Origin of the sequence: Tenacibaculum adriaticum (assembly GCF_008124875.1) — a bacterium.
Taxonomy (GTDB): domain Bacteria; phylum Bacteroidota; class Bacteroidia; order Flavobacteriales; family Flavobacteriaceae; genus Polaribacter; species Polaribacter adriaticus.
Genome location: NZ_VNIA01000006.1, coordinates 15,195 through 31,059, shown reverse-complemented (window position 1 = coordinate 31,059; position 15,865 = coordinate 15,195). Strand labels below are relative to the sequence as shown.

Sequence of the window (15,865 nt, the reverse complement as noted above, 5' to 3'; positions counted from 1 at the left end):
GAGCTTTTTTTATTTACTTTTTTTCAAACTTTTATAAATACTTACTCTTATTTTTTCATCGTTTATAAAACTCCAATTATAGTCCTTTTCGAATTCTTTCGTAATATTTTTATTGTTTTTCACCTCTTCTAGACTTTTTCCTGATGCAATCTCTTTTTGAACTCTATCTCTTAAAATAACCAGCATCTCTTTAAAAGCAATTAACTCTTTTTTATTAGAAAGATTTAAATGACCTGGTATAATTACAGTTTCATCATCTGCTAATCTTATGGCTTTTTCTGCAGAAGTAATATAACCATCTATGCTACCTCCACTATCGATATCTATATAAGGGAACTTACCTTGAAAATACGTGTCTCCCATATGTATTACATTACTTTTGGTGAAATAGATATGAGCATCTCCGTCAGTATGTGCATTATGAACATGAGACACCAAAATATCCTCTCCATTTAAATGAAGCATTATATCATTCGTAAATGTGATTATTGGTAGTGCAGCTTTTGGAGAAGCTGGACGTTTTTTTCCTCTAACAACATTATCAACACTCATGCGTTTTCTAACATTTTCATGCGATACGATTATCGTTCCTTCTTTTGTCATATTTGCGTTTCCTCCTGTATGATCTCCATGCCAATGTGTATTGATTAGATATTTAACAGGCGTATTCGTTATTTTTTTTATTGCTGATAAAATTTTAGGTGTTAGTCTTGCAAATTGATCATCAATCATGAAAACGCCATCCTCTCCCACAAACAATCCAATGTTTCCTCCTTGCCCTTTTAACATATAAATGTTGTCTGTAATCTTAACAGGCTCAATAATTACTTCTGTATTTTGACTATATGTTAATGATGTAATTAGTACCAATAAAACACATAACTGAATTTTAATTATTTTCATTGTTATAAGTTTAGGTTTTTATACATTTTAAAATGAGTTCCTACTTTATCAATTTCAAACGAATCTCCAAGAATTTTAAACCCATTGTTTTCATAAAATTTAAGAGCCACTTCTCTCGCATTACACCAAATAAAATCCACCTCCTTTTTTTTTAATTCATTTGTCGCTGTATTAATTAAAAGCCTTCCAAAACCTAAACCTCTTGCTTTAGACAATGTTGCCATTCCTCTTAATTGATATTGATTTCCTTTTAACGAATCGCATTTCACCCTCATAAAGCTAACTACACCAACAAGTTCCCCATTTTTATAAGCTCCTAAATGAAATGTGTCTTTATCGAAATCTCCATTAAATTCGTAAGGCAAATCAATTCCTTTTCGTAAGACTTCTTTTCTGATAGAATAAGTTTCTTCAGCAGTTATATTTTTAATAGATTTCAATATCTTTATCTTAAAATTATTACACTAATGAGCATTCAATTTAAACCGATTGAAAAAGAAGGTATTTTACAAATTATTCCTCTACTCCAAAAATTAAATACAACTACCCCTCTTGATTTACTAAAGCAACGTGTTTTAGAAATGGTAAATTACCAAAATTATGAATGTGTTGGTGTTTTTGATGATGAAAAATTAATAGGCATTAGTGGTTTATGGTATTCAACTAGACACTACATTGGCAAGAGTGTAGAACCTGACCATGTAATAATCAACGAAGATTATCGTGGGAAAAACATTGGAAATCAATTTTTTAAATGGATTTACGAATACACAAAATCGAAAGGGTGTGAAGCTATAGAGTTAAATACCTATACTGGCAACCGAAAATCTCACAAATTCTATTATAACGAAGGTTTTGAGATCTATGGATTTCATTTCGTGAAAGTTATGCGTGAGAATAAAAAATTTTATTAATTTTTTACAAAAAAGTATTGTAAGTTTTAAAAATGCTCTTATATTTGCAACCGCAATACCAAAGGCGAGAGTAGCTCAGTTGGTAGAGCGTCAGCCTTCCAAGCTGAATGTCGCCGGTTCGAACCCGGTCTCTCGCTCAACAAAAAATCCGAAACAAATGTTTCGGATTTTTTTATTTCTTTAACTGTAATTTATCTCCAAAAAAGAGTAACCCTGCAATAATACCTCCCATAATTAAAATCATTGTAGTGTTATTACTTACAACGGAAGGACGCATTAATAGGGTTAATAGATATCCTCCAATCGCCCCACCTAAATGCGCAGAATGACCAATATTACCTACCCTGTTTTTCATTCCATAAATCGAGTATAATAAATATCCTATTCCAAAAATATAACCTGGAATTGGAATTGGAATTGGCAACATAATAAGTTCCATATCTGGATACAAAATAATCGCAGAAAACACAATTCCTGATACTGCTCCGGAAGCCCCTACTGCAGAATAATAGGTCTCATTTTTATGCTGACTAAAAGAATACAAACTTCCTATTAGCAGACTTCCAAAATAGATCAATAAAAAACTCACATTCCCAAAACTTGATGCTACAATTTTACCAAACAGATATAGCGCATACATATTAAAACCTAAATGCAACCAATCTACATGTAAAAAACCAGAAGTTACCATTCGTAACTTCTCTCCTGCTTTTATATTTCCTATTTGAAATTTATACTTGTCAAAAAAAGCAGCATCACTAAACCCTTTTATAGAGACTAAAACATTCGCAATAATTATTATTAATACAATTTGATTCATTTTATATTATCATTTATACAACAAACATAGTCAAATCTCCTATAAATTTGGTTTGTTTTCAATTTTAAAATTCGATATTTGTGGCTTAATTTTTATATATGCCATTTTTAGTTTTTGCTCTTACGTATCCTTTTATTTGGTTAATCTCTAGATTACCGATACGTATTTTATATGTAATATCCGATTTCTTCTTTTTTCTAATTTATTACGTTTTTGGATATCGAAAAAAAATAGTGGTTGATAATTTAAAAATGGCTTTTCCAGAAAAATCTGAAAAAGAAATAAGAAATATCTCTAAAAAATTCTTTAAACATTTTACTGATTTGATTTTTGAAAGTATTAAATCATTTTCTATTTCAGAAAAAGAAATTAAAAAAAGATATGTTTATAAAAATATTGACGTTATAAACGATTTAAATAAAAAAGGGAGAAGTATTGCTTTATTGGGATCTCATCACAACAACTGGGAATTATCTTTTGGCTTACCATTATCTACCGATATTCCTTGTTATGGTGCTTATACAAAAATCCAAAATCCTTATTTTGAAAAAGTAATTAAATCTTCTCGAATGAAATTTGGTTATGATGGTGTATACACTTCAATCTTTACTAAATCTATTGAAAAAAGAGTAAAAGAAAAAATTCAAAGTTTATACATTTTATTAAGCGACCAATCACCTCAACTATATAAAACTAAACATTGGGCTACTTTTTTAAATAATTTTGTTCCAGTGCATACTGGTGCTGAAATTTTAGCTAAGAAACACAATTTTGCAGTAGTAAACATGAGTGTTACTAAATTGAAAAGAGGTTATTACCAAGCAGAATTCGAACTTATAACAGAAGATGCTCCTAGTTTTAAAAATTATGATTTAACAGAATTATACTTAAAAATTACTGAGAAACACATACTAAAACAACCTGAATTTTATTTATGGTCGCACAAACGATTTAAACATAAAAACAAATATCAACAGTGGTTAGATAAAAAAGCTAAAGCTAAATAGTAAAAATCCATTCAAATTGAATGGTTTTTAGTTCTTAAAAATTGAGTAGTATCTTTTTGATTTTATACCTCAAAATAAAGAGTATAAAAAAAGTCTTTCCGATACTGAAAAGACTTTTGGGTGAAAGACGGGATTCGAACCCGCGACCCTCGGTACCACAAACCGATGCTCTAACCAACTGAGCTACAATCACCATTTGTAACTTGCGGGTGCAAATATACATCAAAATTTAAATTCAACAAACATTTTTTTAAATTAATTTGCTTAAATTTTCGACTCCTACGTAACGCTCTGAGGTAAAACCTTCTGCATACTCTACTCCTATTAATCTTCCTAGGTCTTTTGCACGGTATTCAACACTATCTGTAAAGTTTTTACTAGTAATTGGTGTTTCTGGCTCATTACTTTTCGGATCGTAAAACTGAGAAGAATATGCCATAACTGAGGCTATTTTTTTATTCATAAAACCTGTAACATCAACTACAAAATCTGGCTCTATACTTTTCCATTGTATGTAGTGAAATACTTGTTTTGGTCTCCACCTTTCTTGATAAACTCCATTTAATTCAGTTTCCACTTTTACCAATCCACTTAAAAAACAGGCGTCAGATACTAATTTACTTCCTTTTGGATGGTCTATATGCCGATCATCAATAGCATTACACAACACAATTTCTGGTTGGTATTTGCGTATCATTTTAATGATTTCCAATTGATGTTCTTTGTCGTTTGTAAAAAATCCATCTGCAAAACCTAAATTTTCACGTATAGAAACTCCCAAAATCTCTTTGGCGTTTTCTGCTTCAGTAAAACGAAGTTCTGCAGAACCTCGTGTACCCAATTCTCCTTGAGTTAAATCTACAATTCCAACTTTTTTTCCTAAAGAAATCTCTTTGGCTATCGTTGCTGCACACCCTAATTCAACATCATCTGGATGCGCACCAAAGGCTAAAATATCTAACTTCATATCTAAAATAAATATCAGCGAATTTACTAAAACCATTTTTCTTTTGCGATAAAATATCAATATCTTCGCTCTTATGATTTCAGTAGTAATTATTGGTAACGGAAATGTAGCATATCACATAACTAAAGCTTTTTTAAAAGCTGATAATGTTGATGTAAAACAGGTATATGCACGTTCTATTAATAAAATAGCATATTTAAAAAATAGTGTTTCTATTACCAACAAATTAGAACTCTTAAAAGATGCTGATGTATATATTATTTCGGTTTCTGACGATGCTATTCCTGAAGTTTCTTCTATGATTACAAATAAAAAAGCTTTGGTGGTACATACTTCTGGTAGTGTTTCTTTAAATTTACTACAAAACAAAGGAAGAAAAGGAGTTTTTTATCTGTTGCAGAGTTTTTCAAAAAGCAAAGAAGTTAATTTTGAGAAAATTCCATTTTGTTTAGAAGCTAAAAATAAAAAAGATTTAGCTTTATTAGAAGAATTAGCCTTAACTATCGGAAAAAAAATATATCATATTAACTCACAACAACGCCAACAATTACATGTAGCTGCAGTGTTTGTAAACAATTTCGTAAATCATATGTATAAAATTGGGAACGATATTTGTGATGAATACAATGTCCCTTTTGAGGTGTTACATCCTTTAATTATGGAAACTGCTACTAAGATTGATTTTTTATCGCCTAAAGAAGCACAAACAGGACCAGCAATACGCAACGATCAAAAAACAATTAAAAATCATTTAGATTTGCTGAACGAAAACCAACAAGAAATTTATAAATTATTAACACAATCAATCCAAAATGGATAAAAGTTATAAAGAAATTTTTACTCAGATAGACACTCTTATATTTGATGTAGATGGTGTATTAACTAACGGAGTAGTGACTGTTTTTCCTGACGGGCAACTTATTAGACACATGAGTATTAAGGATGGATATGCATTAAAATCTGCTATAAAAGCAGGCTTACGTGTGTGTGTAATTTCCGGAGGAAAGAATGAAGGAGTTAGAACACGACTTCAAAATTTAGGCCTCACAGATGTCTATTTAGATGCACATAACAAAATCGAACAGTTTAACGAATTAATAAAGAAATACGAAATTAATCCAGAGAACGTTTTATACATGGGTGATGACATACCAGATTTACCCGTTATGAGATTAGTAGGGATGCCTTGTTGCCCAAATGATGCGGTAAGAGAAATTCAACAAATCTCAAAATATATTTCAGATAAAAAAGGCGGAGAAGGTTGTGCCCGTGATGTAATTGAACAAGTGATGCGTGTTCAAGGAAAATGGAAAAGCGATTTTTACGATGCCGAAGCATAAATTAACAAAAACCTCTAAAATTTTATAAAATGAAGAAATTAATTTTTACTCTATTAGTATTTACAATTACAATGACAGTAAATGCACAAACCATATTTGGTAAATGGGAAAATCGTGACGAAGAAACTGGTAAAGTCGACAGCGTTATAGAAGTATATGAAAAAAGTGGAAAAGCTTTTGCTAAAATTGTAGAAATTACCAATCCTGAAAGAAAAGATGCTGTTTGCGATAAGTGTGAAGGAGATAAAAAAAACAAGCCTATTTTAGGGATGGATATTTTATCAGGTTTGCAAAAAGATGGTAGTGAGTGGTCTGGCGGAGAAATTTTAGATCCTAAAAAAGGTAAAATTTACGATTGTTTTATTGAGTTAAAAGGGAAAAACAAATTAAAGGTTCGTGGCTTTTTAGGTGTTGCTCTTTTCGGACGTACTGTTTACTGGCATAGAAAGTCTTAAGAAAGATAAAGTTGTATTAATTTTAAAAACTCTAACTAAAAAGTTAGAGTTTTTTATTTGATTCTGGTTTATACGTTATAAATAAATTGTCTAAGATTTTTGAAGTCACATTTATCTACACATTTAACTAATTTCTAGTTCTAAGCTTAAACATTAAACCATTTAATAACACCTACATCGGAGGTGGTGGTAAAAGTGATGCTATAACTACTGCTATAAAAAATAATCTTTTCATAATTTTAATCTTTAAATATTTCTACTCTATACTCTAATATGTGCTTTTGGTTTACCACACTAAATAATTAACTTATTGTTTTTTTGGAAAGTTTTACAATCAAGTAAAATTTATGATTGTCTGCATTTATTAAACCCAAATATTTGTGTAAAAACACTTAAATTTTCAATAATTTAAATTTAGATTCTTTATCTATCGCAAAAATTTCAGACACCGTATTATCTATAATTCTCATTATATTTAAATACAACTCTTTAAAAAGTCCTTTTTTCATATTATCTGTTTTACATATTGATTTAAAAATATTAGCCGAATCATTCGATTCTACTAAATTAGAAATAGCTTCGTCATAATCATCATAATCTGAAAAAGCATCTGCACTCATGTACCCTATATAATCTACATTTTGTTTATTAAATAAGTAACGAGCACCCACCCTTATCGCTCTTGTTTTTCCTTTATTCTTTTTCATATCTACAATACTTACTAAGTCAGGTATTTTAATTTTTAATTGATTTAAGATTACAATTGTATCATCTTTACTTCCATCATTTACAAAGCACAAATGATAGTTTTCTTTTTCTTTTACAAAATTTACAAATGCATCTATATTTAATCTTTTTTCTTCATTATAACAGGGGATTATTATTCCGATTCTCATAATATCGTGATTTTTGTTATATCAAAAATAATTTCTGTTTACTTATATTTTCGTTTTATTCGATAAATAAATATTAAGGATAGGTTAACTGTTTATCTATATCGACGAATCGTTTTTGACCTACTTATAATAACGAGCAATTTGTACTAGCTGACCTAAAATTTTAAAAGAGTCTTTCATAGAAAGTTTAGACCCATCTGCATGAATCCATCGCTTTAAAGGTTGCTCACATATCATTTGCTTAGCCTTCTCTCCGTAAAAATTCTTCATTCTCATAAAAATTTCTACATCAAATAACCATCGTGTTATAAATTTTTCTTGGAACATATTATTAATAATTTCTCGGTCCATAATTTTAGCGCCACATTGCGTGTCTTTAAAATTCATTCCTAAGATTTTTTGAATAATAAAATTAATAGTCAAACTAATAATTTGTCTCGCAGACTCTTTTGTTATATTCGCCCCCATTCTACTTATTCTAGATCCACTAACAATTTTATAATCTGTAGATTCTATCGTTTTTACCAAATCATCAAAATCTTTAAAATCTGTTGATAAATCAGCATCTAAAAACCCTATATAATCTAATTGAGGATTCTTCGCCAAATGTAAAATACCTAATCGTACAGCTTCTGCTTTACCTCCATTCTTATCGCAATTATAGACACTTATGTAATCTTCTTTATCCTTACTTAAATTTTCTAACACCTCTAACGTATTGTCCGTGCTACCATCATTAACGAAACATAAATGATAGCCTAAATTATTATGAACAAATTTTGTGAATTTTTCACTCAACAATCTATCTTCTTCATTATAACAAGGTATTACTACCCCAATACATTTCTCTCTAATAACTCTATTGGCTTCATTATTAACATCTACATCTTTTTTTGTAATTGTTCCTACTCCTATTAGTTTTTTCACTCTCGCTGCCACTTCATTTAAACTAACAGGTTTTTTCATGTAATCATCAATACCTAATTCAAAACCTTGTACAATAACATCCTCATCTGTATTACCAGACATTACCATTATTTTTACATTAGAATTATTAGTATTTTGAATATATTTTAAAACTTCAAGACCTGACATTTCTGGCATGTTAATATCTACAATAACCAAATCAGGATTAAAAGAATTAAAAAGTTCTATTCCATATTCGCCAGTGTTAGCGGTTTTAACTTCATATCCTAAATCAACTAATCTCTTCTCTAAAGAAAGTAATATAAGCTGTTGATCATCTATGGCTAATATTTTCATAATAATTTGGGTTTAGATTTTTAAACAAATCTTATTAATTAATACTACAATAATAGCTCGAAAACACTTCTTAAATTTTAAATATATGTTCATTTACAACAAAGTATAGATGAACGGTATTATTAAGTCGGTAATCGATTTTTATATAGGGTTAAGTTTATTGTATATTTAAAAATTAGAAAACATAGTTTAAAATTGGATAAAAAAACAAACAAATATCTTATTAGCGCATTATTGATTGGTGTTGCATACCATTCAACAGCTATCTTTTTTACTTTAGAATATACTTATGACGCCTTAATACATTTATTTTTTGCTAACCATTACGCTAACAGCTGGTTTGAACCATGGAACTACAGCTGGTATACCGGTTTTACCGTTATGAGTTATCCTCCTCTTGTACATCAAGGTATTGGTTTACTATCTTATATTGGCGGATTAAAATTTGGTATGTTTACTGTAGCAATTATAGCTACTATTTTATATATAACAGGAGTTTATCGTTTTTCTTTATTGATAACATCTAGTCGAAAAGCTGCTGGTTACGCTGCATTAATCGCTACTTTTTCTTCATCCTTTGCAGAAACCTTACATTTATTTGGTCAGTTACCCAGTATTATTGGTATTTCTATTTTAATGCACTCATTGCCTGAAATTTATTTATGGTTAAAAACGGGACAGTATAAATATTTCTTTACCTGTTTGTCACTAATTTCTGTAACGGTAACATCACATCATGTAACTCCTATATTTGGGATGATCTTTTTTATTTTCCCATTAATTGGAATGGTGGTTATGGATGCCTCTAGAGAGCGTGTTAATAGTATGAAAGAAGTTACTTTTAAAGTATTTCTTAGTACATTTTTTTCTCTATTCAAAAGAATAATAGGTTTTGGTTTAAGCTCTTTACTCATCATTATATTTTGTATTTTACCATATTGGGTAAATACAAAAAAGAATCCTATTACTCAAGTACCAATCCCTCATGGTTCTAGAGATAATTTTTTAGAAGTTACCTCATCTGGCTTAGTATTTTTCGTAATACCATGGGGAATAATTATGTTTTTTTTACCTTATATTATTTATAGGTTTTACAGCAAACGTTATTTATTTTTTGGTATATCTTTTTCAATGTTAACAATCTTAGGCACTGGTGGAACAACACCACTTCCAAAGATGTTACTTGGTGATACTGCTTTTAACATACTTACATTAGATAGATTTACACTTTGGGCTTCTATAATGGCTTTACCTATATTTGGTGAATTCATTTATAGGTTTACCGAAGGGGATTTAAAACAACTCATTCAACAAAAATATGGTGCTATTACTCATAGAATTTCTGGCGGAATTTTAGCTGGCATGTTTTTATTTACGACTGTTTTTACCATGAGCTTAAGTTATTTTAGACCATCACAACCTCAGAAAATAAAAATGTTACCTATTATTAATTTTCTAAATCAAGATCAGCATGATCATTGGAGATATTTAACTCTTGGTTTTGGAGATCAAATCGCATGGTTAGCAGCCCAAACCAAGGCAATGAGTGTAGATGGCAACTACCACTCTGCAAGAAGATTACCTGAACTCACTACACGTGCTGTAGAACGTTTAGAAAATTCTAAATTTAGAGGCATTGAAGGTTTAGGCTCTCTACAACAATTTTTAACTGTACCTGAGAAATACAATCTAAAATATATATTCTCTAATGATAAATTTTATGACCCTCTACTCTACTTTGCAGGTTGGCAGCGTTTACGACAATTAGAAAATGGAATTATGGTTTGGGAACGTTTAGGAATTCCTCCGCTATCATCTATCCTACCCAAAAAAGATGTGCCAAGATTTTTAAAAATTATGTGGGGAATTATCCCTGTTTCCACCGTATTAATTGCCTTTTTCTTGAACATTCAATTAATGTGGTATCGTACTTTAAAACTTAAAGTTAAAAGCTTACCCGTTTACCTAAAATTTCAAAATAATTACAATACCTTTTCAAACAAAGTTTTAATTATTTCTAATATATGGATCGTTTTTATGTTTGTAGTTATAAGCTACGGTATGTATTATTTCTATATAAAAAACAATACTCAGTTAACAGCACAGAATGTTATAGAAGCCTATTTTGATGCTATAGATTTTAAAGAATTTGAAAGAGCCCATTCGTATGTAGACCCTAAAAGTAATGTTCCTATTGCTCAGTATATGTTAGAGATTTCAGTTACTGATGGTTTATTAAGCTCATATGCAAAGCTAGATGCAATAAAGGTTGAACTTAAAAACAAGACAAAAAATAAAGCCAAAGCTATTATCTATACAGAATGGATTACTCCTATTGAAAGAGCCAGCAAAATGTATATTTATGAAGTAGTAAAAAGAGGATCTAAATGGTATGTAAAACTCCCGAATTATGACTTAGATATTCCGCCAGACCAATTGTTTTCAGATAATACTACGTACTATTTAAATCATGGTAGAAGAAGAATTACCACTCAACAAACAAGTCATGAAGATGTATTAAAACAACCTATTTTAGAAGTTTTATCAGCTAAACTTGTTAAAAACGGTAAAAGCTATTCAGTTATTGGTGAAATTCAAAATGTTGATAATGTTCCGGCAGATATTATATTAAAAGCTACTTTGTATAATGATGATGATAAAAAATTGGCTAATTACAATGCTAAATATTTAGTTAAACACAAACTAATGCCCAAAGAAACTTCTAATTTTAGAATTAATTTTGAAGGAATTGCTTGGTCTAAAACTAAAGACTCTATACCTAAAACATTTAATCCAGATGAATTTACCCCTACAGAGCTTGAGGAACAACCAACAAAGTTTAATTTGCATTGCGAAGGGAACGTAGCCAATACCGATTTATACAAACTAATAAGTATTAATGATTTAAAACATAACAAAACACACATCTCTGGAAATCTTTTTAACACAGGTATTCAAGAAGTTACTATACCTGAACTTATTATATCCTATTACAATGAAAATAAAGAGTTAATTTGGGTTGACAACCATTTTATTAAAGAAGGGATTAGACAACAAAGAAGACAATTTTTTAATGTTTCTCTTAGTAATTTAGATAGTTTAAATGTTGTAAATGATGACAAAACCTTTAGCTTTATTAACGGTTTACCAAATGAAGATATTGCTAAAAAAGTAGTGCCAAACAGAATTATTGGTCATGAAAATAAAGACTTAATACCTATAAAAGCTAATACGTTTAGTTTTATTAAAATTGAAACTAATAATTATATTGGAAATCCAAATTAATGAAGTTGAAATTATACCACATATTATTTCCTTTTTTACTAATAGTAATACTATCAGTAACTAGTTACATCCCTAAAAAAACTGAATTAAAAATAGACTTAATAACAAAAAAAACAGCTTACACAGCTACCCAAACCATAGAACTAAAATTTACATCTAACCAAACAGAAAAGATATATCTATATTGTAATAACTCATACAGCTCAACGATACTTACCCCAGAAATTAAAAATGATAGTATTTCTTTTACTGTACCTAATCATTTTACAAAAAAAACGGGCTTACTTAAATGGTCATTAACAGTCAGTTCTAAAAATGTTTTAAATGGAGAAATTATTATAACTCCTTCAAATTCTAAAACTCATGTGGAAGCTTATTTTGGACCTCGTAGTATTTTAGCTGGCGGCAAGGACCTTTCAATGTTAGTTGTAGTTCCTTCAGACAGTTACGACAATCCTGTAAAAGAAGGGACTAAAGTTTTTATCAATCATCAATTTTTATCAACTATAAAAACTGATATAATTCCTACTGAAAACTTAATAGCATGGAAAAATATTTTTTCTTATAAGCCGTCAGGTCGAATTTTAGTAAATGCTTTATGTAATAACTCTTCCTCTAAAGAATTAACTACCATTGTATATCCTAATAATCCCGTAAATTTTAAAATTGAAGCACAAAGAGATCATGATTTTGCAGATGGAAATCAAGTTTCTTATTTTATAACCTCCACTATTAAAGACCAATACAATAATATTATTAGCGACGGCACATTAGTTGAATTTAATATTAAGAACAAACAAAACATACTTTTAAAAACATATAGCACTACTATAAATGGAGTTGCAAAAGCAAAAATGCTTCATCCCGATCATGAAGAAACATGGAAAGTGAATGCTGTTGTACCTGGTATGGCAGAAAGCAATACGGTACAACTTAAATATAAGCAAGTTTTAAAAGATTTCGATATTGAATTTACAAATAAAAATAGAACCATAAACGTTGGTATTTTAACAAGTTTTATGGATCAGCCAGTAGCCGACGGATTTATAGTAAAACTTAATCTATATAAAAATGATTCGCTTATTGAAACTAAAATTAAAACCTCTTATGAAGGAATGACTGCTTTTAAACTATCAAAAGATTTTTACGAAAGTGGTGTTTATAATTTAATAATAGAATCTGGAGGAATTACCAAAGAATTTTTAAATACAAAATTAGATGAGTAAACTACTAACAAAAAATATATATCGTTCTTTATTAATTATTTCGTTTTTAGTCTTAAACGGATTAATTCTTTATGGCTTAAGTAATGTATGGACATTTTTAAATACAGGTGCAGATAGAGCTTCAATATTAAATACCCCTTTACAAAGCGTTGAAGCGTATTTACCAAAAACAGTATGGACATCTATAGAAAACCCTGGAAGACCCATAGAAAAACAAACATTATCTAAACTTCAAAAAGACTATTTAAATGCGTGGTATGTAAAGAATATTGCTTACAACTCCAATAACCTTTATGGAATAAAGGATTACTATACAGATAGCGCTAGAGTTAATCTTTATAAAACTATTAATTTTAATAAAAAAAATAATATAAAAATTGAGGCAACTACATTAGCTCATCAACCTAAACTAGAATTTTATAGTGCCGATGGCCAATTAGTTGTTTTTACTGATGAAAACGTTGAAGAATACCAACGCTTGTATAAAGACAACTTAATTACCTATGAAGACACTCATAAAGCTACTTATAAAGTAATGATGCTCTTGGAAGATGGTTTTTGGAGAATAAGACACATGGTTAAACAACCTCCAACACCAAAAGAAAATATACAAAAAATAACTCCTTTTGCCACAGTAAAAAATAAAACTATTATTGTAAATAAACAGCCATTTACTATAAAAGGTATTAATTACTATCCACAAGAAACTCCATGGGATATGTTTGGAAAAAAATTTGACACTACGATTATTGATAACGATTTTAAACTTATTAATTCCAGTGGATTAAACACTATTAGAATATTCATTCAGTATGAAGATTTTGGAAAAGCCAATGTAAAAGAAGATAAACTTAAAAAAGTTAGAAAAACACTTGATCTTGCTCAGAAACACAACTTAAAAGTAATTGTTACTCTTTTCGATTTCTATGGTGATTATTCAGTACAAGATTGGACACTAAACCACCGACATGCTGAAAAAATAGTTACTACATTTAAAGACCACGAAGCTATTTTAGCTTGGGATATTAAAAATGAACCAGATTTAGATTTTAATACAAGAGGAAAGGAAAATGTTTTGAGTTGGTTAAAATACATGATAAAAGAGATTCGAAAATTTGACAATAACCATCTCGTAACCATTGGGTGGTACTCTACCAAAGCTGCTGTAAATTTAACAGAATCCGTAGATATCGTTTCATATCACTACTACCTAAAAAACTTTGAAAATGATTTTGACAAACTTCAAAAAGAAATTCCTAATAAACCGCTCGTGCTTCAAGAATTTGGAGTTTCATCTTACAAAGGTTTATGGAATCCTTTTGGAAACTCTGAAAAAGATCAAGCTCATTATCATAAAAAAATGCAAGCTATATTCAAAGAAAAAAATATAGCTTACATGTCTTGGACTCTTTATGATTTTGATAAAATACCTACTTCAGTAGTAGGTAGTTTACCTTGGAGAAAAAACAAACAAAAACACTTTGGTTTTATTGATAAAAAAGGAAAGAAAAAAGCTTCCTATTTATATATCTCCAGTCAATAATTTTGTATTTTCTCTTTCCTTATTATTTTTAATATCATTAAAATGATCTAAATACATATCTGCAATTTTTTCCATTGGGAATGAAGATGCAGCTTCATAATTCATTTTTGCTAACTCTAATCTAAATGCATCATTGGTAACTATATTTTGAATTGCATTCGCTAACGAATCTGCATCATTTGCTTCAAAAAACTCACCAACATACCCCTCATCTCTAACCAAATCTGTTAAATCTCCTAAGTTAGGCATTGCTACAGCTTTACCATAGCTACCTGCTTGATGTAATACTCCTGAACTACCAGTAGTTGTTGTATAGGGGAATACGACAACAGCACTTTCTCCAAAAATAATTGGCACATCTTTTTCTTCTACATAACCTGTGAAAGTTAATCCTGACACATGTGCATATTTTTCTTCAACACTTTTTAAATATCCTGGAGTATTTGGACTATCGGTACCTGCAATTACTATTTCTAACTTTTCGTTAGTACGTTTTCTTATTTTTTCAACAGCTTCTATCATCACCTCAACCTTTTTATAGGTTCCAAATTTCCCAAAAGCCATAATCTTTTTTGGTCCTTCTGGTAAATTAAAATCTGGTTGTGGCGGTGTTTCAAATGTTCCGTGAGGCACTAATACCACATTTCCTGTCTTATATTTGTTTTCTAAAGTATTTACATACTTGTGAATTGTAACTGCTACCAAATCTGCAGATAATACAAACTTTGTTAATGTAGTTCCTATAAAGCCATAAACTTTTTGCAATATTTTATTTTTGGTAAAACCAGCATTTTTTAAATCTACTTGTTCTAAAATATTATGGATTAAAACTATGGTTGGTATCCCTTTCATTTTAAACAACTTTGGAAGCATTAACCCTAAAGCTGCTGGTACTTTTTTATCTCCAAATTTTAAAAACTGTAAATTGAATAAAATAGCATCTGGTTTTGATTGACTAATAGTTTTATAAATACTCATTATGTTTTTATAACTATTAAACTCCCAACAATCTTTAACTGTTATCTTACACCCACTTTCTTCAAAGTCTAAATGTTTATCTTCAACCGTTTTATCAGTAATTAAAATAATTTCGTCTACTCTATCCTTTAATCTAAATTGTTTTACTAAATGATAACCATATTCATTTAAAGTAACTTTACTAGGTGGAAATGCTGTAACAATTGCTAATTTCATAACTTTTGGATTTAATTCTTTATTACAAATATCATTCATGATTAAATGCAAT

At 29.5% G+C, this 15,865-nt stretch carries 15 protein-coding genes and 2 tRNA genes; 9 read left to right on the top strand and 8 right to left on the bottom strand.

Annotated elements, in window-relative coordinates:
* Nucleotides 1–9: 9 nt before the first annotated feature.
* Nucleotides 10–903, bottom strand: coding sequence for an MBL fold metallo-hydrolase (locus C7447_RS13440; RefSeq protein ID WP_148871034.1), 894 nt, complete (start codon nucleotides 901–903; stop codon nucleotides 10–12).
* A 2-nt stretch (nucleotides 904–905) separates the two neighbouring features.
* On the bottom strand, nucleotides 906–1,343 hold the full coding sequence (locus C7447_RS13435; RefSeq protein ID WP_170246042.1) for a GNAT family N-acetyltransferase: 438 nt from the start codon (nucleotides 1,341–1,343) through the stop codon (nucleotides 906–908).
* A gap of 27 nt (nucleotides 1,344–1,370) precedes the next feature.
* Here C7447_RS13435 and C7447_RS13430 point away from each other — a divergent pair, with 27 nt between their 5' ends.
* Together C7447_RS13430 and C7447_RS13425 are read left to right on the top strand one after the other, a co-directional pair.
* A complete protein-coding gene (locus C7447_RS13430) occupies nucleotides 1,371–1,817 on the top strand; it encodes a GNAT family N-acetyltransferase (RefSeq protein ID WP_148871032.1) in 447 nt (148 codons plus the stop codon).
* A 64-nt stretch (nucleotides 1,818–1,881) separates the two neighbouring features.
* Nucleotides 1,882–1,954 (top strand) — tRNA-Gly (locus C7447_RS13425).
* Nucleotides 1,955–1,989: 35 nt separating this feature from the next.
* Here C7447_RS13425 and C7447_RS13420 read toward each other — a convergent pair.
* Nucleotides 1,990–2,637: a rhomboid family intramembrane serine protease gene (locus C7447_RS13420; protein ID WP_148871031.1), complete on the bottom strand. Its 648-nt coding sequence runs from the start codon at nucleotides 2,635–2,637 to the stop codon at nucleotides 1,990–1,992.
* Between the two features lie 98 nt (nucleotides 2,638–2,735).
* On the opposite strand from C7447_RS13420, the gene C7447_RS13415 reads away from it, so the two are divergent.
* On the top strand, nucleotides 2,736–3,644 hold the full coding sequence (locus C7447_RS13415) for a lysophospholipid acyltransferase family protein (protein ID WP_148871030.1): 909 nt from the start codon (nucleotides 2,736–2,738) through the stop codon (nucleotides 3,642–3,644).
* A gap of 118 nt (nucleotides 3,645–3,762) precedes the next feature.
* Here the strand turns inward: C7447_RS13415 and C7447_RS13410 are convergent.
* Together C7447_RS13410 and bshB1 are read right to left on the bottom strand one after the other, a co-directional pair.
* A tRNA-His gene (locus C7447_RS13410) sits at nucleotides 3,763–3,838 on the bottom strand.
* 56 nt (nucleotides 3,839–3,894) lie between these two features.
* The gene (bshB1, locus tag C7447_RS13405; RefSeq protein ID WP_148871029.1) at nucleotides 3,895–4,611 is read right to left on the bottom strand and encodes a bacillithiol biosynthesis deacetylase BshB1; all 717 of its coding nucleotides are present in this window, start codon (nucleotides 4,609–4,611) and stop codon (nucleotides 3,895–3,897) included.
* A 73-nt stretch (nucleotides 4,612–4,684) separates the two neighbouring features.
* Here bshB1 and C7447_RS13400 point away from each other — a divergent pair, with 73 nt between their 5' ends.
* The 3 genes from C7447_RS13400 to C7447_RS13390 are packed head-to-tail and all read left to right on the top strand — an operon-like array spanning nucleotide 4,685 to nucleotide 6,406.
* Nucleotides 4,685–5,431 (top strand): Rossmann-like and DUF2520 domain-containing protein, encoded by a 747-nt coding sequence (locus C7447_RS13400; protein ID WP_148871028.1) that lies wholly within the window; start codon nucleotides 4,685–4,687, stop codon nucleotides 5,429–5,431.
* Complete coding sequence (locus C7447_RS13395) at nucleotides 5,424–5,951, top strand: KdsC family phosphatase (protein WP_148871027.1); 528 nt, start codon at nucleotides 5,424–5,426, stop codon at nucleotides 5,949–5,951. Before C7447_RS13400 ends, C7447_RS13395 begins: the two co-directional genes overlap by 8 nt.
* A 29-nt stretch (nucleotides 5,952–5,980) precedes the next feature.
* On the top strand, nucleotides 5,981–6,406 hold the full coding sequence (locus C7447_RS13390) for a DUF2147 domain-containing protein (RefSeq protein WP_148871026.1): 426 nt from the start codon (nucleotides 5,981–5,983) through the stop codon (nucleotides 6,404–6,406).
* 392 nt (nucleotides 6,407–6,798) lie between these two features.
* Here the strand turns inward: C7447_RS13390 and C7447_RS13385 are convergent, their stop codons facing one another.
* Nucleotides 6,799–7,302, bottom strand: a complete 504-nt coding sequence (locus C7447_RS13385; protein ID WP_148871025.1) for a glycosyltransferase — start codon at nucleotides 7,300–7,302, stop codon at nucleotides 6,799–6,801.
* Between the two features lie 120 nt (nucleotides 7,303–7,422).
* Nucleotides 7,423–8,565, bottom strand: coding sequence for a response regulator (locus C7447_RS13380; protein WP_148871024.1), 1,143 nt, complete (start codon nucleotides 8,563–8,565; stop codon nucleotides 7,423–7,425).
* Between the two features lie 195 nt (nucleotides 8,566–8,760).
* Between C7447_RS13380 and C7447_RS13375 the strand changes: the two genes are divergently transcribed.
* The 3 genes from C7447_RS13375 to C7447_RS13365 are packed head-to-tail and all read left to right on the top strand — an operon-like array spanning nucleotide 8,761 to nucleotide 14,619.
* The gene (locus C7447_RS13375; protein ID WP_148871023.1) at nucleotides 8,761–11,850 is read left to right on the top strand and encodes a hypothetical protein; all 3,090 of its coding nucleotides are present in this window, start codon (nucleotides 8,761–8,763) and stop codon (nucleotides 11,848–11,850) included.
* Nucleotides 11,850–13,076 carry a hypothetical protein gene (locus tag C7447_RS13370; RefSeq protein WP_148871022.1) on the top strand — a complete coding sequence of 409 codons (1,227 nt, stop codon included), beginning with the start codon at nucleotides 11,850–11,852 and terminating at the stop codon, nucleotides 13,074–13,076. Before C7447_RS13375 ends, C7447_RS13370 begins: the two co-directional genes overlap by 1 nt.
* Nucleotides 13,069–14,619 carry a glycoside hydrolase family 2 TIM barrel-domain containing protein gene (locus tag C7447_RS13365; protein ID WP_148871021.1) on the top strand — a complete coding sequence of 517 codons (1,551 nt, stop codon included), beginning with the start codon at nucleotides 13,069–13,071 and terminating at the stop codon, nucleotides 14,617–14,619. The genes C7447_RS13370 and C7447_RS13365 overlap by 8 nt, the downstream gene beginning before the upstream one ends.
* On the opposite strand, the gene C7447_RS13360 is transcribed toward C7447_RS13365, so the two are convergent.
* The gene (locus C7447_RS13360; RefSeq protein WP_148871020.1) at nucleotides 14,599–15,813 is read right to left on the bottom strand and encodes a glycosyltransferase; all 1,215 of its coding nucleotides are present in this window, start codon (nucleotides 15,811–15,813) and stop codon (nucleotides 14,599–14,601) included. The two genes, C7447_RS13365 and C7447_RS13360, sit on opposite strands and share 21 nt — an antisense overlap.
* Nucleotides 15,814–15,865: the final 52 nt, after the last annotated feature.

What these genes read in the sequence shown, in the direction of transcription:
- C7447_RS13430 (WP_148871032.1), top strand. Translation starts at nt 1,371, where the DNA reads ATGAGCATTCAATTTAAACCGATTGAAAAAGAAGGTATTTTACAAATT.
- C7447_RS13370 (WP_148871022.1), top strand. Translation starts at nt 11,850, where the DNA reads ATGAAGTTGAAATTATACCACATATTATTTCCTTTTTTACTAATAGTA.
- C7447_RS13415 (WP_148871030.1), top strand. Translation starts at nt 2,736, where the DNA reads ATGCCATTTTTAGTTTTTGCTCTTACGTATCCTTTTATTTGGTTAATC.
- C7447_RS13440 (WP_148871034.1), bottom strand. Translation starts at nt 903, where the DNA reads ATGAAAATAATTAAAATTCAGTTATGTGTTTTATTGGTACTAATTACA.
- C7447_RS13400 (WP_148871028.1), top strand. Translation starts at nt 4,685, where the DNA reads ATGATTTCAGTAGTAATTATTGGTAACGGAAATGTAGCATATCACATA.
- C7447_RS13395 (WP_148871027.1), top strand. Translation starts at nt 5,424, where the DNA reads ATGGATAAAAGTTATAAAGAAATTTTTACTCAGATAGACACTCTTATA.
- C7447_RS13390 (WP_148871026.1), top strand. Translation starts at nt 5,981, where the DNA reads ATGAAGAAATTAATTTTTACTCTATTAGTATTTACAATTACAATGACA.
- C7447_RS13365 (WP_148871021.1), top strand. Translation starts at nt 13,069, where the DNA reads ATGAGTAAACTACTAACAAAAAATATATATCGTTCTTTATTAATTATT.
- C7447_RS13420 (WP_148871031.1), bottom strand. Translation starts at nt 2,637, where the DNA reads ATGAATCAAATTGTATTAATAATAATTATTGCGAATGTTTTAGTCTCT.
- C7447_RS13385 (WP_148871025.1), bottom strand. Translation starts at nt 7,302, where the DNA reads ATGAGAATCGGAATAATAATCCCCTGTTATAATGAAGAAAAAAGATTA.
- C7447_RS13380 (WP_148871024.1), bottom strand. Translation starts at nt 8,565, where the DNA reads ATGAAAATATTAGCCATAGATGATCAACAGCTTATATTACTTTCTTTA.
- bshB1 (WP_148871029.1), bottom strand. Translation starts at nt 4,611, where the DNA reads ATGAAGTTAGATATTTTAGCCTTTGGTGCGCATCCAGATGATGTTGAA.
- C7447_RS13360 (WP_148871020.1), bottom strand. Translation starts at nt 15,813, where the DNA reads ATGAAATTAGCAATTGTTACAGCATTTCCACCTAGTAAAGTTACTTTA.